This window comes from Streptomyces sp. NPDC002403 (assembly GCF_053593015.1).
The window spans coordinates 219,119-239,165 of sequence record NZ_JBSFBQ010000006.1; the positions used below are offsets into that span (position 1 = coordinate 219,119).

The window sequence follows — 20,047 nt, forward strand, 5'->3', positions numbered from 1 at the left end:
CCCCTCCCCCGTTCGGCAACAGCCTTCTGCCGCTTCGAGGTTCACCTTAGTCAGCAGTGGTGACACTGTGCACCTCCGGGTTGCATCTGCAACCCGGATCACGCCATCCGTACCGGGCTCAGGAGTTGGGTGCCGCCACCGCCGCCTGGGGTCTGATGGGGAGGCGGTTTATCGGGCGGCCGGTGGCGGCGCGTACGGCTGCGGCCACTGCTGCCGGGGACGTCACCACGGGGACCGCCGAGGCGGGCTTGGCGCCGAAGGGGGCGACCACGTCACGCTCTTCGATGAGTTTGACGATGCGAATTTCGGGTGCGTCCAGGGCGGTCGGGAGCGCGTAGCCCGTGAGGTCGGGGTGGCGGATCAGGCCGCGGGCGGTGCGGAGGTTCTCGGTGAGGGCGGCGCCGATGCCCTGGGTGATGCCGGCCTCGATACGGGTCGCCAGCTGGGACGGGTTGAGCACCCGGCCGACGTCCTGGGCGACCGCCATCTCCACGACCCGGACCGAGCCGAGTTCGATGTCGACGTCCACCACCGCGCGGACCGCGCAGAAGGCGAGGCCGACGAAGGCGTCGCCCTGGCCGGATTCGTCGAGGGGTTCGGTCGGGTGGGGGCGGCACTGGGCGGTGGCCCAGAGTTCCTTGCCGTCCATCGCTTCCGTGACCGTCGTGGACAGCACACCGTCGTACGAGGTGATCTTGCCGCCGGCGATCTGCAGCAGTTCGGTGGACATGCCGAACTTGTGGGCCAGGGGCTGCAGGAGCTGGGTGCGGACCATTTTGGCGGCGCGTTCCACCGCTCCGGCCGACACCCAGGTGTGGCGGCCGTGTGTCGCCGGACCGGCCGGGGGCTGGTCGGTGTCGACGGCCGCCACGTGGACCTCTTCGATGCCCAGGGTCTCCTGGACGACCTGGCGGGCGAGGGTCGAGAAGCCCTGGCCCGTCTCGACCGCGGCGCAGATGACCGTGGCGATGCCGTCGTGGACCCTGACCGTGGCCGTGGAGACCTCGTCGGCGCCCTCCGCGCCGAGCATGTGGACCATGCCGAGCCCGTAGCCGACCCCCCGGCGCACCGCACCCGGTTCGCCCGCTCCCTCGGGGCCGCCGGGGAGCAGCCAGTCGTCCTCCGGGGCGTCCTTGGGGAGAGCGGGGAGGGGGAAGTCCCGCACGGAGGTGAGGAGTTCGGAGACGGGTGCGGGGCAGGTCACCGTCTGGCCGGTGGGCAGGATGTCGCCGGTGGACAGGGCGTTGCGCAGCCGCAGTTCGACCGGGTCGATGCCGAGCTTGGCGGCCAGCTTGTCCATCTGGCCCTCGTACGCCGCGCAGACCTGCATCGCACCCTCGCCGCGCACATGGCCCGACGGCGGGTTGTTCGTACGGACGGCCCAGCCCTCGATGAACGCGTGCGGGACGACGTACGGGCCGCAGGCGAACGCGACAGCCGCGGCCAGCGACTCGGACGAGGATTCGGCGTAGGCGCCCGCGTCGAGCAGGATCTGCGCCTCGACCTTCACCAGCCGCCCTTCGGCGTCGGCGTGGTGGCGGTAGCGCAGCAGCGTCGGGTGGCGGTGGGAGTGGCCGAGGAAGGACTCCTCGCGGGTGGCGGTCAGCTTGACCGGGCAGCCGGTGCGCAGGGCGAGCAGGCCGAGCGGAAGCTGGAAGCCGGGGTCCTCGCGGTCGCCGGTCGCGCCGGGGACACCCGTGACGACGACCTTCACCCGCTCCGGTTCGAGGCCGAAGCAGGCGGCGGCGAGATCGCGGTCGGTGTGCGGGTCGGTGGAGGCGGTGTAGATCTCCACTCCGCCGTCGGGGCGGGGCACGGCGAGGCCGGCCTCGGCGCCGATCGGTGCCGGGTCCTGACGGCCGATGCGGTACAGACCCTCGACGACGACCTCGCCGGTGACGTCCGGGTCCCCGTAGCGCAGCGGGATGTGGCGGATCAGATTGCCGTCGGGGTGCAGCGGTTCGGCGGCGAAGGCCTTCTCCGGGTCGGTGACCGGTTCCAGGACCTCGTACTCGACGGCGATGGCCGCGGCAGCGAGCCTGGCCGTGTCGGGGTGGTCGGCGGCGACCGCGGCGATCGGCTCGCCGTGGTGGCGGACCAGGTCGGACGCGAAGACCGGGCGGTCGACGATCCTGCGGCCGTACGCGCGCTCCCCGGGGATGTCCTCGTGCGTGATGACGGCCCGTACCCCCGCCATCCCGGCGGCGGCCGAGGTGTCGATGGACAGGATCCTGGCGTGCGGGTGCGGGGAGCGGAGGACCGCTGCCCAGAGCAGGCCCTCGGCCCAGAGATCGGCCGCGTACGGGAAGGTGCCCTCGGTCTTGGCGCGCGCGTCGGCGGGCGGCAGCGAGACGCCGAGGCCGAGTGCGGGCGGCTCGGTGTCGGGGCCCTCCGTCACCGGGGTGGTGATCCGTGTGCTGGTCGCGTTGGCAGCGGTGGCTGCGTCGTTGCTCACGCCATGCCTCCGTCCTGCGGGTGCGACTGGACGCTACCGGCGCCGGGGGCCGCCTGGTGCGGGATGCGGGCCTCGTCGGGCTCCGGGGACGTGGAGTCCGACGAGGCTGGGTCGATGGTGGCCTCGCGGCCCGCGATGACCTCGTTGACGGCGTCGAGGACACCGCGGTAGCCGGAACAGCGGCAGAGGTTCCCGCAGAGCGCCTGACGCGTCTCCAGCTCACTGGGGGCGTGGTTGCCCTCCAGCAGGTCGTGGACGGTCATGGCCATGCCGGGGATGCAGAAGCCGCACTGGACGGCGCCGCACTTGGCGAGGGCACGCTGGACGTCGGACGGTTCGCCGTCCACGGCGAGGCCCTCGACCGTCCGGACCTCGCTGCCGGCCGCGGTCGCCGCGGGAACCAGGCAGGAGGCGACCAGCCGGCCGTCCACCTGGACGTTGCAAGCGCCGCACTCGCCCTGCGAGCAGCCGTCCTTGGCGCCGGCCAGGCCGAGGCGCTCGCGGAGCACGTAGAGGAGCGACTCGCCGATCCAGGCGTCGGTGACGGGGCGGTCGGTGCCGTTCACATGCAGGACGTAGGAGGCGGCGGGGTGCTCGTCCGGGAGGGCGAGCGGCTGGGGATCGGCGTCCGGCTGGGGATCGGTGGGCTGAACGGCGGCGTCCGGCCGGGCGTCGTCCGCCGGTTGGAGGTCGGCGGCCGGTGGGGCGTCCGGCGGCTCGGCGTCGGAAGACCCGGTGTCGGAAGCCTGCGCCTCCGGCGGTGCGGTGTCGGCCGGGGGGGCCGCTGCGGCCTCGTCGGCGACCACGGGCTGCGGGACGTCGGGCTCGGGCGTCCGGTCCGCGGCGTGCGGTTCGGGATCGGCCGCGGGCTCGGGCTCGGGCTCCGTCTGATGCTCGGAAGGTGCTTCGTCCGAAGCCGAGGCGTTGTCGGAGGGTGTCGCCGGTGCTTCCTCGGGAGCCGGCGCCTCCACGGGGGCCGATGCCTCCTCGGCCTCGGAAACGACCTCGGCGACCGGCTCGGGAACGGCCTCGGGTTCGGGCTCCGGAGCGGGCTCGGGCTCCGGAGTCGGCTGCTGCGTCGCCCACGGGGCGGGCGCACCACCCGGCAGCGTGGCCGGAGGGGTCCGGTCCCCGTACCACTGGGCGGCCAGGGCCGAGGCGGCGAATTCGCCGGACTCCTCAGGGAGATCACCGTCGGCGACGGGAATCGTCCACTGACCGGTGTGGCCCCCCTGGGTGGTGTGACTGGCGTGGTCGATGTGAGCGGCGTGGTCGACGTGGTCGACCTGACCCGCGTGCCCGGTCCGACCCGCGTGGTCGACCTGACCCGCGTGCCCGGTCTGACCCGTGTGGTCGACCTGGCCGGTGTGGACGCCGTACTCCGTGGACTCGGTGAAGTTCCACTGCCCCGTGGCCACCCCCTGCGTCTCCCCGTACTGCTGCTGCGGGTACGCGTCGTGAGAGGCCTGCGGGACCTGGGAGGCGTGAGGGGTCTGCGGGTACTCGTACTCGTAGTCGTACGGGCCCTGCTGCTGGTTCGGGTCCGGCCAGTGCACCGCCCCGGGTGCCGGCCGCTCCGCGCCCGTGCCGTGCTCCTGCCCGCCCTGCGTCTGCACGACCCAGCTGCCCGTGGCCGACGGGTCGAGCCCGGCCGCGGGCGTCAGCGGAAGGATCATCGGCGGTACGTAGCCCTGGCCGGGCGCGGCCAGCGGGATGTTCGCCAGGTCCTCCGGCGGCAGGTGGACGAAGGCGGTCGCGTCGGCGTCGTACTCGCCGCCCTGCGGCGTCGGCTGCCAGCTCCCGTGCTGCAGGTGCTCCTGCTGCCCGTGCTGATCGTTGCGGTCCTCGTTGCTCACGACAGTGCCCTCCCCAGCGCGCGTCGGGCCAGCGCGGCGACGGTCCGCCGCAGATGCAGTACGGCGGGGGGCAGCGGTGGTGCCTCTCCCCCGTCGGCGGGCGGTGCCTGGTCCGGGATGCAAGCCGCGGCGACGTACTCGCCGAAGGCGGCCAGCGCGTCGGGGGCCAGGCCGCGTTCGCCGTCCCAGTCGATCAGTGAGGCGATCCAGCGCTCGGCCTCCAGCGGCCGCAGCGGCATCGGCGCGATGGCCCCGACCGCGCAGCGCACCCCGCGCCGGGCCGGGTCGAGGACGATCGCGACGGACGCGGTGGCGCGGCCGGGGCCGGTGCGGCCGGTGGCCTTCAGGAAGACCTGGGGGGCGTGCAGCAGCGGTACCCGGACGAAGCCGATCAGCTCGGCGGGTTCGAGCATGTCGCGGCCGGCCAGCAGGTGCGAGACCGGGATCTCGCGGCGGGCGCCGTCCGGGCCCGCGATGACCAGTTCGGCCTCCAGCGCGGCGAGCACCGGCAGGGCGTCGCCGGTCGGGGCCGCGGTGGCGATGTTGCCGCCGAGCGTTCCGGCGTTGCGGATCTGGGGCGGGCCCGCGGCGCGTGCCGACGCGGCCAGGGCGGGGATGAGGGCGGCGAAGTCGGGCCGTCCCATGCGTGCGTGGGTGAGTCCGGCGCCGAGCAGGGCGTGGCCGTCCTGGTAGTGCCAGCCGCGCAGCTCGCTGATCCGGCCCAGGCCGACCAGGCCCGAGGGGCGCAGCAGCCCCTTGTTGACGGCTGACATGAGGTCCGTGCCGCCTGCCACGGGAACGGCGGCGGGCATGGCGCCGAGCGCCGCCACGGCCTCGTCGAGCGAGGCCGGCAACGTCACGGACTGCGTCGCCTGCGGTGCGTGCGTGGTCAACCCAGCTGCCCCTTCCCGGTGTCCCGGCTGTCCGGCTGTTTCGCCGTACGGTACGTGCTCAAAGCCTGGACGTGGCAACTCTGGCACATCTTCGGATCGGACCGACGCGAGGGTCCACGAAGGACGTATCCATCCCTGATCAGGGGAATGTTCCTGTTTCGGAATGCTTCGACCTGCTTCGGCATCGAGTGTGAATTGCGACTCTTCACCATGCCTTGCCGTCGATTGTTCCTCTTGTTCCTCCTGCTCCTCCGTGCTGCTCTGCCGCGCGGCGGACGCGGCCGGACGACACGGCCTGGTGCGGCGGCCGTTGCGGCAGGGCGAGTTCCGGACAAAAAACCGCCGGCCGGCACGCCCGTTTCGGGACGTGCCGGCCGGTGTCCGGTGCGGTCGGGATCACACGTTCGGGGGCACTCCGTCGATGGGCCGGCCCAGCACACCGGGGCGCTGCTGCCGGGGCAACGGGCCGCCCGGCGGCCGGTAGTCGACGCCGAGGGCGTCAAGTCGGGCGTAGTGCGTGGTCATCCGGCGCTCGAAGTCGGCGAAGTCCCGCTCGGCGGAGGCCGGCAGCGGTGACCAGGCGACCTCCGCGAACGCCGCCAGGCGCGGGAAGACCTGGTAGTCGATGCGGGCCCGGTTCTGCATCACCTCGGTCCAGACATTGGCCTGGGTGCCCAGGATGTGACGGGCCGCCTCCTCGGAGAGGCCCGCCGGTACGGGTTCGAAGCGGTAGACGTCCTCCAGGGTGCGGACGAAGCCGATGGGCATCGGCTCGTCGGGGCCGCCGTCCTGACGGTGGTCCAGGTACACATGCTGTTCGGGGCACATGACGACGTCGTGGCCGGCCTCGGCGGCGGCGATGCCTCCGCCGTAACCCCGCCAGGAGGACACGGCGGCGCCCGCCGGGAGGCCGCCCTCCAGGATCTCGTCCCAGCCGATCAGCCGGCGTCCGCGTGCGGTGAGCCAGGCGTCGAAGTGCCGGATGATCCAGGACTGCAGTGCGTCCTCGTTGGCCAGGCCGAATTCCTCGATCCGGGCCTGGGCGACCGGCGACTCCTTCCACTGCTCCTTGCGGCATTCGTCGCCGCCGATGTGGATGAACGGCGAGGTGGCGGCGGGGAAGAGGTCGAGGACCTCTTCGAGGACGTCCTCGAAGAAGCGCAGGGTGTTGTCGGTGGGGGCGAGTACGTTCGCGTTGATGCCCCAGGTGTCCCAGACGGAGAGGGCGGTGGTGTCGACGACGTCGGTGTTGCCCAGTTCGGGGTACGCGGCGATGGCGGCCTGCGAGTGGCCCGGGATGTCGATCTCGGGGACGACGCGGATGTGCCGCTCGGCGGCGTACGCGACGATCTCGCGGATGTCGTCCTGTGTGTAGTAGCCGCCGTGCGGGGTCTCGTCCCACAGCTCGGAGGCCCGGTGGCCGTGCTTCGTACGGGACCGCCAGGAGCCGATCTCGGTGAGCCGCGGGTAGCGCTTGATCTCGATGCGCCAGCCCTGGTCGTCGGTGAGGTGGAAGTGGAAGACGTTCAGCTTGTGCGCGGCGAGGAGGTCGAGATAGCGCAGGACGTCGTCCTTGGCCGTGAAGTGCCGCGCCACGTCGAGCATCATGCCGCGCCAGGCGAAGCGGGGGCCGTCCTCGATGTCCGTGGAGGGGATCGCGCGCCGCGCGCCGCGAGTGACGGGTGCGCGGCGGAAGGCCTCGGGGCCCAGGAGCTGACGGAGGGTCTGCGCGCCCCAGAAGACCCCGGCGGGGCTGCCGCCGGTGATCTCGACGCTTGTGCCGGTCCCGGTGCTCAGCCGGTAGCCCTCCGGCTCCAGTGCCGGGTCGATGCCGAGCCGGACGGTGTTCGTGGCGTGTTCGCCGCCCTCGGCGGCCGGCCGCGGGGCGAGCGGCAGGCCGAAGGCGGCGCCGAGCGTGGTGCGCAGCCAGCGTTCGGTGTTCTCCGTGCCGGGGGCCGCCGTGATGGTGGTGGACGGGTCGAACAGGAAGCCGGGCCGCCCTTCACCGCCCGCGCGCACGGGTGCCGGGACGAGGTGTGCGGGCGCCGGGGCCGGGGTCGGGTCCATGTCTTTGGCCGTGTCCATGGCGTCAGTCCTTTACCGCTCCGCCGAGTCCCGAGACCAGGCGGCGCTGTACGAGTACGAAGAAGACCAGTACGGGGATGGTCATCACCGTCGAGGCTGCCATGATCCCTCCCCAGTCGTTCTCATCGGGTTTGAAGAAGACCAGCAGCGCCATGGGAAGCGTCGACTGGGAGGTGTCGCTGATGATGAACGACTTCGCGAACAGGAAGTCGTTCCAGGTCGAGATGAACGAGAAGACGCTGGTCGCCACGAGGCCGGGGAAGACCAGCGGGAAGAGGATCTGCCACAGGAATCGGGTGCGGCTCGCCCCGTCGATGTACGCGGCCTCCTCCAGCGCCTCCGGGACGGCCTTCACGAAGCCGCGCAGCATCCAGATCGCGAAGGGCAGCGAGAAGGCGAGGTGCGGCAGGATCAGCGAGCCGAGCGTGTTCAGCTGGCCGAAGTCCCGCATGAGGAAGAACAGCGGGATGGTCAGTGCCTCGACCGGCACCATCTGCGCGACCAGGAACATGATCAGCAGTGTGGTGCGGAAGCGGAACCTGAACCGGGTGACCGCCGTCGCCGCCAGGAAGGCGATCAGCGCGGAGAGGACGACGACCGTTCCGGCGACGAGCAGGCTGTTGAGGAAGTACCGCCCGAAGTCGTTCTGTTCGAAGACCCTGCGGAACGAGTCGAGGGACGGCGACAGCGTCCACGGGCGGGGTTCGGCGGACTGGATCTCGCCCGCCGGTTTGAGGGCGGAGAGCACCATCCAGTAGAGCGGGAAGGCGACCGCGGCGGCGATCAGCAGGGCCGCGGCCTCGGCGGCCAGCCGGCCGGGCCGGCGGATGCGCAGCATGGTCCGTGCGCTCACAGTTCCTCCCCCTGGCGCCGCACCAGGCGCAGATAGACGAGCGTGACGGCCAGCAGGATCACCAGCATCACGACGCCGATCGCCGAGCCGAGGCTGTACTGCGAGGACGCGAACGCCTTCTGGTACGCGTACACGTTGAGCACCAGGTTCTGGCCGGCGATGCCGCCGCCGTTGGTCATGACGTAGATCTGGGTGAAGACCTTGAAGTCCCAGATGATCGACTGGATGGTCACGACGACGAGGATCGGCCGCAGCATCGGGGCCATGACCGACCGCCAGATCCGCCACTGCGAGGCACCGTCCAGCGCGGCCGCCTCCAGGACCTCGGTCGGGATCGCCCGGATGCCCGCGTACACCGTCACCATGACGAACGGGAACGAGCACCACAGGACTTCCAGGAGCACCAGCGCGAAGGCGCTGTAGCGCCCGTACGTCCAGGAGAAGTCGCCGAGCCCGAGCACCCGGTTGACCGGTCCGAAGTCCGGGTCGAAGAGGAACACCCAGACGGTGGACCCGGTGATCGCCGGGGTCGCCCAGGCGCCGAGCGCGGCCAGCATCAGCACGAGCCTCGGCAGGGCCCGGACACGGGTCAGCAGGACGGCGAGCGCGCAGCCGACCAGCAGGGTGGCCAGTACGCAGGCCGCGGCGAAGACCACGGTCGCCAGGAGCACCTGCCAGAACTGGCCGTCACCGAAGAGCGTCGCGTAGTTCCCGAAGCCCTGGAAGGTGGTCGGTTCACCGCCGCTGACCTGGGCCTGGGTGTACTCCAGGAAGGAGATCAGGCCGAGTTGGTAGATCGGGTAGACGAGCAGCCCGCCGAGGAGGACGAGTGCGGGCAGGAGATAGAGCCAGGGGGTCCAGCCGGAGCGGCGGGCGGACGGGGCCGGGCGGCGCCGCCGGAGCGGGCGGGTGGACGTACCGCCCGCTCCGGATGTGCCGGGCGCTTTGTACGCCGTACTGTTCGCGGCCATGATCAGCCCGCGTCGGCGAACGCGGCGTCCATCTTCTTCGCCGCGTCGTCCGAGGCCTTCGCCACGTCCTTGCGGCCGCTGACGATCTCCTGGAACATCGTCGGCAGGATCAGTGAGGAGTCGATCCCGCCCCAGCCCGGCGAGGCGGGGACGAACCTGGCGCCCGCGCCGAGCGTCCTGACGAACGGCTCGACGAACGGCTCCTTCTTCGCGGTCGCGGCCCGCACGTCGGTGTACGTCGGCAGGAAGCCCATCGCGTCGAACATCTTCGTCTGTGTCTGCTTGCCGGTCAGCGACTTCATCAGGTCCACGGCGAGGGTGCGGTGCGAACTGCTCTTCAGTACGCCGATGTTGTTCCCGCCCGCGAACGCGGGGGCGACCGAGCCCTCGGTGACACCGGGCAGCGGCACCACGGCGTACTTGCCCTTCACCGAACCCGCCTCGACGGCCGCGTGGCTGAAGTCGCCGCCGATCGCCATGGCGGCCTTGCCCGAGGCGAAGGCGGTGACGGTCGCGTTGCCGCCCATGGCCGCGCACTTGGCGGCCGGGCAGTTGTCGTCGCCGAAGAGCGAGGTGTATGCCTCGATGCCCTTGCGGGCCTTGTCGCTGTTGATGGCCGCCTTGTACGTACCGCCGTTCTCGTCGGCGAGTTCGCCGCCGGCCGCCCAGATGAAGGGCATCGCGCCGTAGGTGTACGCGCCGCCGACCGCCAGGCCGTACAGGTCCGGCTTCTTCTTGTGGATCTTCTTCGCGGTGGAGATCAGCTCGGCCTGGGTCTTGGGGGTCCCGATCCCCAGCTCCTCGAAGACGTCCGTGCGGTAGTACAGCGCCCGTACGCCGACGAAGAGCGGGGCTCCGTAGATCCTGCCGTCGACCGTCACGGACTGCTTGGCGGTCGGGTCGGTGTCCTTGGCCTCGTCCCAGGCGGCGAACTCGGCGCTCACATCGGCGAGTCCGCCGTCCTTGACGTATCCGGCGGTGTCGGTGTTGCCGTACTCGATGAGGTCCGGGGCGCTCTTCGGGTCGTTGAACGCCGCCTTGATGCGCTGGGCACGGGTGTCGACCGGTATGTACTCGATCTCGACCTCCGCGTCCTTGTGGGCCTTCTCGAAGTCGGCGACCGCCGCGTCGACGACCTGTTCCTTGGGCTTGTTGCCGACTTCCTGGAACAACCAGACCCTCAGCGTGCCGGTCTTCTCGTCCCCCTTGGCTCCGGTGTCGGAGGTCTGCGGCGCACAGCCGGTGGCGGTGAGACCCGCCAGCACAAGCGCCGCGGCCGGGGCGGCAATTCGGGCAGACAGCTTCATCCGGGATTCCCTACCGGTAGGCGTTGCAACATACGCAACGTGCGTTTCGTTCTGCACAACTGGCAGGAGAGTAGGTGCGCACGCAGACGCCGACAAGTGGTCTCTACCACTCTGTGACCCGGCGGAGCAGTCCGTGCAACGCGAAGGGCCCCTGGGGCGCGTGTCGAACGCGCGCCCCAGGGGCCCCGAGCAATGGTCGCCGGACGGCTCCGGCCCGCTTCCCGCTACTTCTTGTCCTTGCCGCCCTTGCCCTTGTCCTTGTCGCCACCGGCGCCCATGGACTCGTAGATCTCCTTGCACATGGGACAGACCGGGTACTTCTTGGGGTCGCGCCCCGGTACCCAGACCTTTCCGCACAGTGCGACCACGGGAGTGCCCTCCAGGGCACTCGCCATGATCTTGTCCTTCTGGACGTAGTGGGCGTAGCGCTCGTGGTCGCCGTCGCCGTTCGACACCTGCGGCGTCGGCTCCACGAGGGTTCCGGTACCTGCCCCGCGCTCGGGCTCGAGAGTGCTCATAACCGCCAAGGGTACCGACAGCCCGGAGCTTCAGTTCAGCGAAGGGTCGTCCGGATACGTGGCGATCATCGCCAGTTCGCTGCGCTGGCGGCGCAGGACCGCGCGCCAGAGGTGTTCCGGGCGCGGGGAGGAGACGTCCCCGGGTTCGGACTCGACCACGTACCAGGCGCCCTCGGTCAGTTCGGCCTCCAGCTGGCCGGGGCCCCAGCCCGCGTACCCGGCGAAGATCCGCAGCGAGCCGAGCGCCGCGGCCAGCAGCTCCGGCGGCGCCTCCAGGTCCACCAGGCCGATCGCCCCGTACACCCGGCGCCAGCCGAGCGGCCCCTCGTCGCCGGGGATGACGGCCACGCCGAGCGCCGAGTCGAGCGAGACCGGGCCGCCCTGGAAGACGACGTCCGGTTCGCCGGCCAGGCCCGCCCAGGGCATGAGGATGTCGCGGACGCCGACCGGGGTCGGGCGGTTCAGGACCACGCCGAGTGAGCCCTCCTCGTCGTGGTCGAGGAGCAGCACCACCGCGCGGTCGAAATTCGGGTCCGCGAGCGCGGGTGTGGCCACGAGCAGTCGCCCTGTGAGCGAGGACACCTCGGTCATGGCAGAAATGATCCCGCATCTTCGCTCCTCGCGGGGACCAAGTGGGCCGCCCGGTCGCCGGACGGGCCGCGGCGCAGCTCAGGGCGCACGGGTGCACGGGGAGCGCGCCTTGCGGAGGACCATGCGGACGGTAACCCTCCGCAAGACCGGGGAAGCAGAGCGTGTTGTGGCGGATTCATGACGTTCGTACACCCCCTCTTCTCTTACGGAATGGGGGCAGTGGGCCATTACTCTTTCGTTTGGCCCCTGCCCGACCACTCCGGAACGCGAGATTCATGACCGGCACAGACGATGTCCTGCTTGTCCACGGCGGAACCCCGCTGGAGGGCGAGATCCGCGTCAGAGGCGCCAAGAACCTGGTGCCGAAGGCGATGGTCGCCGCGCTGCTCGGCAGCGGGCCCAGCCGGCTGCGCAATGTGCCCGACATCCGCGACGTGCGGGTGGTCCGGGGGCTGCTCCAGCTGCACGGCGTGACGGTCCGGCCCGGTGACGAACCGGGCGAGCTGATTCTGGACCCGACCCATGTGGAGAGCGCGAACGTCGCCGACATCGATGCCCACGCGGGCTCGTCGCGCATCCCGATCCTCTTCTGCGGCCCGTTGCTGCACCGGCTCGGCCACGCCTTCATCCCGGGGCTCGGCGGCTGCGACATCGGCGGCCGGCCGATCGACTTCCACTTCGACGTGCTGCGGCAGTTCGGCGCGACCATCGAGAAGCGGGCGGACGGGCAGTACCTGGAGGCCCCGCAGCGGCTGCGGGGCACCAAGATCCGGCTGCCGTACCCGTCGGTGGGCTCCACCGAGCAGGTGCTGCTGACGGCGGTGCTCGCCGAGGGCGTCACCGAGCTGTCCAACGCGGCCGTGGAGCCGGAGATCGAGGACCTCATCTGCGTACTGCAGAAGATGGGCGCGATCATCTCGATGGACACCGACCGGACGATCCGGATCACCGGTGTCGACCGGCTGGACGGCTACACGCACCGGGCGATCCCGGACCGCCTGGAGGCGGCCTCCTGGGCGTCCGCGGCGCTGGCCACCGAGGGCAACATCTACGTACGCGGCGCACAGCAGCGCTCGATGATGACGTTCCTCAACACCTTCCGCCGGGTCGGCGGCGCCTTCGAGATCGACGACGAGGGCATCCGCTTCTGGCACCCGGGCGGCGCGCTGAACGCCATCGCCCTGGAGACGGACGTGCACCCCGGCTTCCAGACCGACTGGCAGCAGCCGCTGGTGGTGGCCCTGACGCAGGCCTCGGGCCTGTCCATCGTCCACGAGACGGTGTACGAGTCGCGGCTCGGCTTCACCTCCGCGCTGAACCAGATGGGCGCGCACATCCAGCTCTACCGCGAGTGCCTGGGCGGCTCCGACTGCCGCTTCGGCCAGCGCAACTTCCTCCACTCGGCGGTCGTGTCCGGCCCGACGCGGCTCCAGGGCGCGGATCTGGTCATCCCGGACCTGCGCGGCGGTTTCTCGTATCTGATCGCCGCACTGGCGGCGCAGGGCACGTCGCGGGTGCACGGCATCGACCTGATCAACCGCGGCTACGAGAACTTCATGGAGAAGCTGGAGAAGCTGGGCGCGAAGGTCGAGCTGCCGGGCGGGGCGCTGGTCTGAGACCGGGGCGCCGGACGGCTGCTGACGGGGGTTCGGGGCACTGCCCCGGGCCCCCGTTCCGCGTATTCGGGCTCCCGCTCCCCCGCCGGCCGGGGCCAGGTTCTCCCCTACCGGGCCGTAAAGGCCCAGAACGGGGCCTCTCGGGCCGGTACACCGAAGGGCGGTCACCCTGGTGGGGTGACCGCCCTTCGTCGCGCCTGTGGGGCTTACTTGCCCTTGGCGGCTTCCTTGAGCTTGGAGCCCGCGGAGACCTTCACGCTGTAGCCGGCCGGGATGTTGATCGGGTCGCCGGTCTGCGGGTTACGAGCGGTGCGAGCGGCACGGTGGGTGCGCTCGAAGGTCAGGAAGCCGGGGATGGTGACCTTCTCGTCGCCCTTGGCGACGATCTCACCGACGGTCTCGGCGAGCGCGGCCAGCACGGCGTCGGCGTCCTTGCGAGTCACCTCGGCGCGGTCGGCCAGGGCGGCCACCAGCTCACTGCGGTTCATGTTGTTACTCCCGTGTTCTTCTTGCCTGTGAGGCGTGAGATCGAAGCCGATGCTGCCAGGGCCCTCGGACAGTCCCCGGACCCGGGTCTGTCGTCAGACCCTCGCGCCCGATTACGCATCCTGCCCCCACCTGCGGCGGTAACGCCAATCCGGCACCCTCCGGAGTCACACGAAAAGCGCCACTGCCTCTTCGTGGTGACGTTCCGTCGACTCCCCGAAAACGTTCCGCAGCGGATGCGGGCCTTGGCGGGACGCGCCGCCCGCCCACCCTAAAGGGGCGTTTGGGGCACGGCGAACCGCGACGCGCCGTAGTCCGGACCGGCCCTGGTGTCTTTACGTCCGGACCGGGCCGGACCCCGCGGGGCCCGGCCCGGTCCGGACAGGAGGCCTCAGCCCTTCACGCCGCCGGCGGCCGCCTTCGCGGCGTCCCGGACGGCGCCGGCGACCGCGCCCGCGACCCGGTCGTTGAAGACCGAGGGGATGATGTAGTTCGCGTTCAGCTCGTCCTCGGCCACCACGTCGGCAAGCGCGCCCGCCGCGGCGAGCATCATCTCCGTGTTGACGGTGCGGGACTGGGCGTCCAGCAGACCGCGGAAGACGCCCGGGAAGACCAGCACGTTGTTGATCTGGTTCGGGAAGTCGGAGCGCCCGGTGGCGACAACTGCAGCCGTCTGACGTGCGATTGCCGGGTCCACCTCGGGGTCCGGGTTCGCGAGCGCGAACACGATCGCGCCCTCGGCCATGGCGGCGACATCGGCGCCGTCCAGCACGTTCGGGGCGGAGACGCCGATGAAGACGTCGGCGCCCGCGACGGCCTGCTTGAGGGTGCCGGTGACGGACTCCGGGTTGGTGTTGTCGGCGATCCAGCGCAGCGGCGAGTCGGCGTCGGCGGAGACCAGGTCCTCGCGGCCGGCGTGCACCACGCCGTGGATGTCGGCGACGACGGCGTGCTTGACGCCCGCGGCGATGAGGAGCTTCAGGATGGCCGTACCGGCCGCTCCGGCGCCGGACATGACGACCCGTACGTCCCCGATTCCCTTGCCCACCACGCGGAGCGCGTTGGTCAGCGCCGCCAGCACGACGATCGCGGTGCCGTGCTGGTCGTCGTGGAAGACCGGGATGTCCAGGGCCTCGCGCAGCCGGGCCTCGATCTCGAAGCAGCGCGGCGCGGAGATGTCCTCCAGGTTGATGCCCGCGAAGCCGGGGGCGATCGCCTTGACGATCTCGACGATGGCGTCGGTGTCCTGGGTGTCCAGGCAGATCGGCCAGGCGTCGATGTCGGCGAAGCGCTTGAAGAGGGCCGCCTTGCCCTCCATGACCGGCATGGCGGCCATCGGGCCGATGTTGCCGAGGCCGAGCACGGCGGAGCCGTCCGTCACGACCGCAACGGTGTTGCGCTTGATGGTGAGGCGGCGGGCGTCCTCGGGGTTCTCGGCGATGGCCATGCAGACCCGGGCCACGCCCGGGGTGTAGATCATCGAGAGGTCGTCACGGTTGCGGATGGGGTGCTTGGACGCCATCTCGATCTTGCCGCCGAGGTGCATCAGGAACGTACGGTCGGAGACCTTGCCCAGGACGACGCCCTCGATGTCGCGCAGACCCTCGACGATCTCGTCGGCGTGCGAGGTGGAGGTGGCCGCGATGGTGACGTCGATCCGCAGCTTCTCGTGACCGGAGGCGGTCACATCGAGGCCGGTGACCGATCCGCCGGAGGACTCCACGGCCGTGGTGAGCTGGGAGACCGCTGTGCCGCTCGCGGGCACCTCCAGCCTGACCGTCATCGAGTACGAGACGCTGGGCGCCGTTGCCATGGCCGAGTCCTTCGCTTTCCTTAGCTTCATTGCCGCGCGACCGGGGCGCTCGCCTCGGACACGCTTCCCGATCGTCGCACCTACTGGCCGGTAGCCGGTAATGACTGCCACTCTTCGGAAAGTAGTTTCCACCATACGAGATATGACCGCTTCAGCGGAACCCCCGAGCGGTCCCGGACACATCCGGTACCGGCCAGGTCCGTGAGATGGAGCACCTCCCGCGCGGGAACGGACTCCGCAAACAAGAACAGACCCGCGCCACCTGGAGGTGACGCGGGTCTGTCTTCTGGGTCGAGCGGCACCGACCCGCCATGCTCGCCTCGCGGCAAGTGGTCGCTCGTAGCGACGAAGGTTGGGCCCGGGGGCTTGGATCGAGCCGGTGCCGACACCAGGCTAACAAAGACCCCGAAGAAGTGATTCCCCGCAGCACAGGTTGACCCGGAAATCGGTCCGCCCCGCGGTCACCACCGCTTCCGCCCGGTTCCGGCTCAGTCCCTCAGCAGGTCCGGAACACCGTCCTCGTCGGGCAGGTCCCGCTCCCCCGAGACCACCGTGAGCTGCTGCGTCGCACGCGTCAACGCCACGTACAGCACCCGCAGCCCGGCCGGGGACTCGTCGGCGATCTCCGCGGGCGAGACGACCACCGTGGCGTCGTACTCCAGGCCCTTCGCCTCCAGGCTGCCCAGCGCCACCACCCGCTCGCCGAGCTCCGCGAGCCATTCGCGGGCCTGCGCCCGGCGGTTCATCGCGACGACCACGCCCACGGTGCCGTCGACCTCGGCGAGCAGCCGCCGCGCCTCCTCGCGCACCGAGGCGGCCAGATCGCCGTCCCGTACGGTCTCGAAGCGCGGCTTCACACCCGTGGAGCGGACCGCGGACGGTGACTCCATTCCGGGCATCGCCAGCGCCAGGACCTTCGAGGCCAGCTCAGCGATCTCCGCCGGGTTGCGGTAGTTGACGGTGAGGGTGAAGCGGCGGCGCGGGCGGTTGCCGAGCGCCTCGTCGCGCGCGCGGGCGGCCTCGTCCGGATCGGACCAGGAGGACTGCGCCGGGTCCCCGACGATCGTCCAGGTGGCGTGCCTGCCCCGGCGGCCGACCATCCGCCACTGCATGGGCGTGAGGTCCTGCGCCTCGTCGACGATGACATGGGCGTACTCCGTACGCTCCGCCGCCAGCCGTTCGGCGCGCTCGCGCTGGGTCTCCTCGCGCTGCGGCATCAGTTCCTCCAGACCGGTGAGCTGGTCCAGCGGGTCGAGCTCGCGCTTCTTCTTCGGCCGGTGCGGTGTGCCGAGCAGCGTCTGGAGCTCGTCGAGAACGGCCACGTCGTGCACGGACAGCGGCCCGTTCCCCTCGCGGTCGAGCCGCTTCAGGGAACGGGCGAGGCGGCGCACCTCGCCCTGGTTGAGGACCCGGCGGCCCCAGCGGCCGAGCCGCTTCTCGTCGGCCATCGCGGCGAGCACCCCGCGCGGGGTGAGCTCGGGCCACCAGGCGTTCAGGAAGTCGAGGAAGACCGTCTCGGTGGAGACGTCCTCGTCGAAGGAGGAGCGCAGTTCGGCGGCGAGTTCGGGGTCGGTGTAGCGGCCCCGGCCCGAGGACTTGTTCCACAGGGCGTCCAGGAGCATCCGGCGGGCGCGCGGGCGCAGCAGGTTGACCGGGGCGGTGCCGCCGAGGACGGACTGCCGGATGCGGTGCAGTTCGTCGGCGTTCAGCTCGACGCGGGCGCCGAACGCGACGACCCGCAGGCGGGTCGGGGTGGCCGGGGCTCCGGCTTCGTCCGCTTCGTCGCCGAAGGACAGCTGGCCGTCCCGGTCCGCCGTCCTGCGAGGGGTACCGGGCTGTTCCAGCGCGCCGCGGGAGGCCTTGCGCAGTACCTGGAGCATCCGCGAGGAGCCCTTGATCCGGGCGACGGCGGGCTCGTCGTAGGTGGTGGCGCCCTCCACACCGGCCGCCTCGTCGGAGAGCGAGCCGACGGCGCGGATCGCGACCTGCCCCTCCTCGCCCAGCGAGGGCAGCACGCCCTCGGTGTACGCGACCAGGAGCGGGGTCGGCGAGACGACGAGGATGCCGCCCGCGTAGCGCCGGCGGTCCTGGTAGAGGAGGTACGCGGCGCGGTGCAGGGCGACGGCCGTCTTGCCGGTGCCGGGGCCGCCGGAGACCTCGGTGACGGAGGCGGCGGGGGCCCGGATCACCAGGTCCTGTTCGGCCTGGATGGAGGAGACGATGTCCCGCATGGTGTGACTGCGGGCCTGGCCGAGCGCCGCCATCAGGGCGCCGTCGCCGATGACGGGCAGCTTGTCGCCGCCCAGGTACGCGGTCAGCTCGGGGCGCATCAGGTCGTCCTCGACGCCGAGGACCCGGCGGCCCTTGGAGCGGATGACCCGGCGTCGTACGACCCTGCCGGGCTCCTTCGGCGTCGACCGGTAGAACGGCGCGGCGGCCGGGGCGCGCCAGTCGATGACCAGCGGCGCGTAGTCCGAGTCGAGGACCCCGATCCGGCCGATGTGCAGCGTCTCCGCGATATCGGCCGTCAGGTCCTCGCGCACGGCGTCGTCGGCCGGTTCGACGGAGGTGTAGGCGCCGTCCGGGCCGCGTTCGCCGTCCTTGCCGAGCAGCAGGTCGATCCGTCCGAAGAGGAAGTCCTCGAACTCGCTGTTCAGCCGGTTGAGGTGGATTCCGGCCCGGAAGACCTGGGCGTCGCGCTCGGCGAGCGCTCCCGGGGTCCCGACCTGGCCGCGCTTGACGGCGTCATTCATGAGAAATTCCGCCTCGTGGATCTTCTCCTCAAGGCGGTGGTACACACGGTCGAGATGTTCCTGCTCGACACCGATTTCCCGGTCCCGCAACGAATCGACAGCGGCATCCTGCGCGGCCACCGAGGCCCCCTTCTGACGTGCATTGGGCAGCCGTCAACCTTATGCGAAGGGGGACCCGCCGCGCACCCGGCGCGCGTATCGAAATGGTCAGCCGCCGATCCCGGTCAGGCATCCACCTCGACCAGCCGCCTCCCGTCGGACGTACGCACCTCGAAGTGGTCGATGTCGCCCCGGTCCATGGCCGTGCCGCCCTGGACGTGGAGGGGGTGACGCGCGCCCGGGTACCGGGAGTCCTCGACGCCGTATCCCCCCTGCGGCACGGACCAGGAGGTGACGACTTCCTCCTCGCCGGTCTTCGACACCGCGATCAGGCTGCATTTCCGCGGGCCCGTGACGTTCCTGAGCTCCAGCACGGTGCTGGTGCCCCAGGGTTTTCCCGCCATGCCGATCGTGGCGTCGACCCCGGTGAGGGGGTCAGTGGCCCGCACCTCTTCGGGCATGCGGTCGGGGAGGGCGTCCTCGGCGGATCCGGTGGGGTACGGGCCGGCCGCCCGCGTCGACGGGCCGTCGTCGCCGCTCGCCAGGACCGCGAACACCGGGCCGCCGATGATCACCGCCACCGCCGCCGCCACCAGATACCCGGCCCGGCGCCTGCGCCGGGCCCGCGCGGCCGCCACCTCGCCGACCAGCCGCTCCAGCACGCGGGGGCCGGGCTGGTCCGGTACGTGCGGGACGAGGCGGGCGGCGGGCACGGCGGCCGGGGGCTCGGCGAGCGCCGCGAGCAGGGGTTCCAGGCCGGCCAGCTCGTCGAGCCGGCCGGCGCACGGCTCGCACTCGGCCAGGTGCGCCTCGAAGCCGGAGGCCTCGTCCTCGTCGAGGACCCCGAGGAGGTAGGCACCCGCGGCGTCGTGCCCGGAGGGGTCGTCGACGCGGTGGCGGCGGTGGGGGCCGCGGGGACGACGGGGCTCGCCGGGGCTGCGGGGGCGATCGGGGTCGCCTGGGCCGGAGGAGCCGAAGGGGTCGGCCGGGTCTGCGGGGCCGGAGCGGCCGGTCGGCCGGAGGCCGAAGGGCTCCCACTCGTGGTCGTCGTTCATGCCGTGATCCCCCTCTCCTCCAATGCGAGTTTCATCGAACGCAGTGCGTAGAAGACCCGGGACCGCACCGTCCCGCTCGGTATGCCCAGCACATCGGCCGCCTCACCGACCGTACGGCCCTTGAAGTACGTCTCGACCAGGGCTTCCCGGTGCGCGGGGGTCAGTTCGTCGAGCGCGTCGGAGAGCGTCATCAGCCAGAGCGCCCGGTCCATCTCGTCCTCGGCGGGCATGGCCTCCAGCGGCGACGGATCGACCTCGGGCGGCCGGGCCCGCCGGCTGCGGTGGCCGTCGATGACGATGCGCCGGGCGACCGTCACCAGCCAGGGGCGGACCGACCCGGTGGCGCCGCCCAGCCGCCCGGCGTTCTTCCAGGCGCGGATGAGCGTCTCCTGCACCACGTCCTCGGCGCGCTGACGGTCGCCGGCGACCAGGCGGAGCACGTACGCGAACAACGGCCCGGCGTGTTCGCGGTAGAGCGCCCGCATCAGCTCCTCGTCCGGGGCGCCGGAAGGCTCCGGCGGGGGTGCCGGGGGCGCGGGCGCCGGCGCCGACGGGGGCGGCCCGCCGCGATGCCGAGCCCTGTGCGGACGGTCGTCGGCCACGGCCGCATCCTTGCGCACCCGCACCTCCCGGTCGGCCCTGTGGAGCTCCTCGGTCATCGAATACGCGGGCGGACCGCGATCCGTTCAAACCGGC

15 protein-coding genes are annotated in these 20,047 nt (G+C 71.5%); 1 reads left to right on the plus strand and 14 read right to left on the minus strand.

All coding sequences use genetic code 11. From position 1 onward, the window contains the following. Positions 1-118: 118 nt before the first annotated feature. From ACWCPY_RS10390 to ACWCPY_RS10430, 9 genes are all read right to left on the minus strand, one after another. Positions 119-2,455, minus strand: a complete 2,337-nt coding sequence (locus ACWCPY_RS10390; RefSeq protein WP_451263904.1) for a xanthine dehydrogenase family protein molybdopterin-binding subunit — start codon at positions 2,453-2,455, stop codon at positions 119-121. Beyond that, positions 2,452-4,311 (minus strand): (2Fe-2S)-binding protein, encoded by a 1,860-nt coding sequence (locus ACWCPY_RS10395; protein WP_451263905.1) that lies wholly within the window; start codon positions 4,309-4,311, stop codon positions 2,452-2,454. Before ACWCPY_RS10395 ends, ACWCPY_RS10390 begins: the two co-directional genes overlap by 4 nt. Then, the gene (locus tag ACWCPY_RS10400; protein ID WP_451263906.1) at positions 4,308-5,204 is read right to left on the minus strand and encodes an FAD binding domain-containing protein; all 897 of its coding nucleotides are present in this window, start codon (positions 5,202-5,204) and stop codon (positions 4,308-4,310) included. The genes ACWCPY_RS10395 and ACWCPY_RS10400 overlap by 4 nt, the downstream gene beginning before the upstream one ends. Positions 5,205-5,600: 396 nt before the next feature. Continuing rightward, positions 5,601-7,289 (minus strand): beta-N-acetylhexosaminidase, encoded by a 1,689-nt coding sequence (locus ACWCPY_RS10405; RefSeq protein ID WP_451263907.1) that lies wholly within the window; start codon positions 7,287-7,289, stop codon positions 5,601-5,603. A 4-nt stretch (positions 7,290-7,293) separates the two neighbouring features. Continuing rightward, positions 7,294-8,142 (minus strand): carbohydrate ABC transporter permease, encoded by an 849-nt coding sequence (locus ACWCPY_RS10410; protein WP_451263908.1) that lies wholly within the window; start codon positions 8,140-8,142, stop codon positions 7,294-7,296. Beyond that, on the minus strand, positions 8,139-9,113 hold the full coding sequence (locus ACWCPY_RS10415) for a carbohydrate ABC transporter permease (RefSeq protein ID WP_451263909.1): 975 nt from the start codon (positions 9,111-9,113) through the stop codon (positions 8,139-8,141). The genes ACWCPY_RS10410 and ACWCPY_RS10415 overlap by 4 nt, the downstream gene beginning before the upstream one ends. Before the next feature lie 2 nt (positions 9,114-9,115). After that, a complete protein-coding gene (locus ACWCPY_RS10420; RefSeq protein WP_451263910.1) occupies positions 9,116-10,420 on the minus strand; it encodes an extracellular solute-binding protein in 1,305 nt (434 codons plus the stop codon). A gap of 224 nt (positions 10,421-10,644) precedes the next feature. Further along, the gene (locus ACWCPY_RS10425) at positions 10,645-10,938 is read right to left on the minus strand and encodes a DUF3039 domain-containing protein (protein WP_072484142.1); all 294 of its coding nucleotides are present in this window, start codon (positions 10,936-10,938) and stop codon (positions 10,645-10,647) included. Between the two features lie 30 nt (positions 10,939-10,968). Continuing rightward, positions 10,969-11,529: a YqgE/AlgH family protein gene (locus ACWCPY_RS10430; RefSeq protein WP_072484143.1), complete on the minus strand. Its 561-nt coding sequence runs from the start codon at positions 11,527-11,529 to the stop codon at positions 10,969-10,971. Positions 11,530-11,804: 275 nt separating this feature from the next. Here ACWCPY_RS10430 and murA point away from each other — a divergent pair, with 275 nt between their 5' ends. Then, positions 11,805-13,145 carry a UDP-N-acetylglucosamine 1-carboxyvinyltransferase gene (murA, locus tag ACWCPY_RS10435; protein ID WP_362205375.1) on the plus strand — a complete coding sequence of 447 codons (1,341 nt, stop codon included), beginning with the start codon at positions 11,805-11,807 and terminating at the stop codon, positions 13,143-13,145. Positions 13,146-13,351: 206 nt separating this feature from the next. On the opposite strand, the gene ACWCPY_RS10440 is transcribed toward murA, so the two are convergent. The 5 genes from ACWCPY_RS10440 to ACWCPY_RS10460 all read right to left on the minus strand — a co-directional run bounded on the left by ACWCPY_RS10440 (position 13,352) and on the right by ACWCPY_RS10460 (position 20,010). Further along, complete coding sequence (locus ACWCPY_RS10440) at positions 13,352-13,633, minus strand: HU family DNA-binding protein (protein WP_003968811.1); 282 nt, start codon at positions 13,631-13,633, stop codon at positions 13,352-13,354. Positions 13,634-14,022: 389 nt separating this feature from the next. After that, complete coding sequence (locus tag ACWCPY_RS10445; protein ID WP_451263911.1) at positions 14,023-15,444, minus strand: malic enzyme-like NAD(P)-binding protein; 1,422 nt, start codon at positions 15,442-15,444, stop codon at positions 14,023-14,025. 488 nt (positions 15,445-15,932) lie between these two features. Further along, positions 15,933-18,317, minus strand: a complete 2,385-nt coding sequence (locus ACWCPY_RS10450) for a HelD family protein (RefSeq protein ID WP_451263912.1) — start codon at positions 18,315-18,317, stop codon at positions 15,933-15,935. A gap of 104 nt (positions 18,318-18,421) precedes the next feature. Then, positions 18,422-19,351, minus strand: coding sequence for a zf-HC2 domain-containing protein (locus tag ACWCPY_RS10455; protein ID WP_451263913.1), 930 nt, complete (start codon positions 19,349-19,351; stop codon positions 18,422-18,424). Continuing rightward, the gene (locus ACWCPY_RS10460; RefSeq protein ID WP_451263914.1) at positions 19,348-20,010 is read right to left on the minus strand and encodes a sigma-70 family RNA polymerase sigma factor; all 663 of its coding nucleotides are present in this window, start codon (positions 20,008-20,010) and stop codon (positions 19,348-19,350) included. The genes ACWCPY_RS10455 and ACWCPY_RS10460 overlap by 4 nt, the downstream gene beginning before the upstream one ends. Positions 20,011-20,047 lie beyond the last annotated feature (37 nt).

Bases quoted from the DNA above. Each gene is read 5' to 3' on its own strand.
- ACWCPY_RS10440 (WP_003968811.1), bottom strand. From the start codon at position 13,633: ATGAACCGCAGTGAGCTGGTGGCCGCCCTGGCCGACCGCGCCGAGGTG.
- ACWCPY_RS10415 (WP_451263909.1), bottom strand. From the start codon at position 9,113: ATGGCCGCGAACAGTACGGCGTACAAAGCGCCCGGCACATCCGGAGCG.
- ACWCPY_RS10420 (WP_451263910.1), bottom strand. From the start codon at position 10,420: ATGAAGCTGTCTGCCCGAATTGCCGCCCCGGCCGCGGCGCTTGTGCTG.
- ACWCPY_RS10430 (WP_072484143.1), bottom strand. From the start codon at position 11,529: ATGACCGAGGTGTCCTCGCTCACAGGGCGACTGCTCGTGGCCACACCC.
- ACWCPY_RS10455 (WP_451263913.1), bottom strand. From the start codon at position 19,351: ATGAACGACGACCACGAGTGGGAGCCCTTCGGCCTCCGGCCGACCGGC.
- ACWCPY_RS10460 (WP_451263914.1), bottom strand. From the start codon at position 20,010: ATGACCGAGGAGCTCCACAGGGCCGACCGGGAGGTGCGGGTGCGCAAG.
- murA (WP_362205375.1), top strand. From the start codon at position 11,805: ATGACCGGCACAGACGATGTCCTGCTTGTCCACGGCGGAACCCCGCTG.
- ACWCPY_RS10425 (WP_072484142.1), bottom strand. From the start codon at position 10,938: ATGAGCACTCTCGAGCCCGAGCGCGGGGCAGGTACCGGAACCCTCGTG.
- ACWCPY_RS10405 (WP_451263907.1), bottom strand. From the start codon at position 7,289: ATGGACACGGCCAAAGACATGGACCCGACCCCGGCCCCGGCGCCCGCA.
- ACWCPY_RS10445 (WP_451263911.1), bottom strand. From the start codon at position 15,444: ATGGCAACGGCGCCCAGCGTCTCGTACTCGATGACGGTCAGGCTGGAG.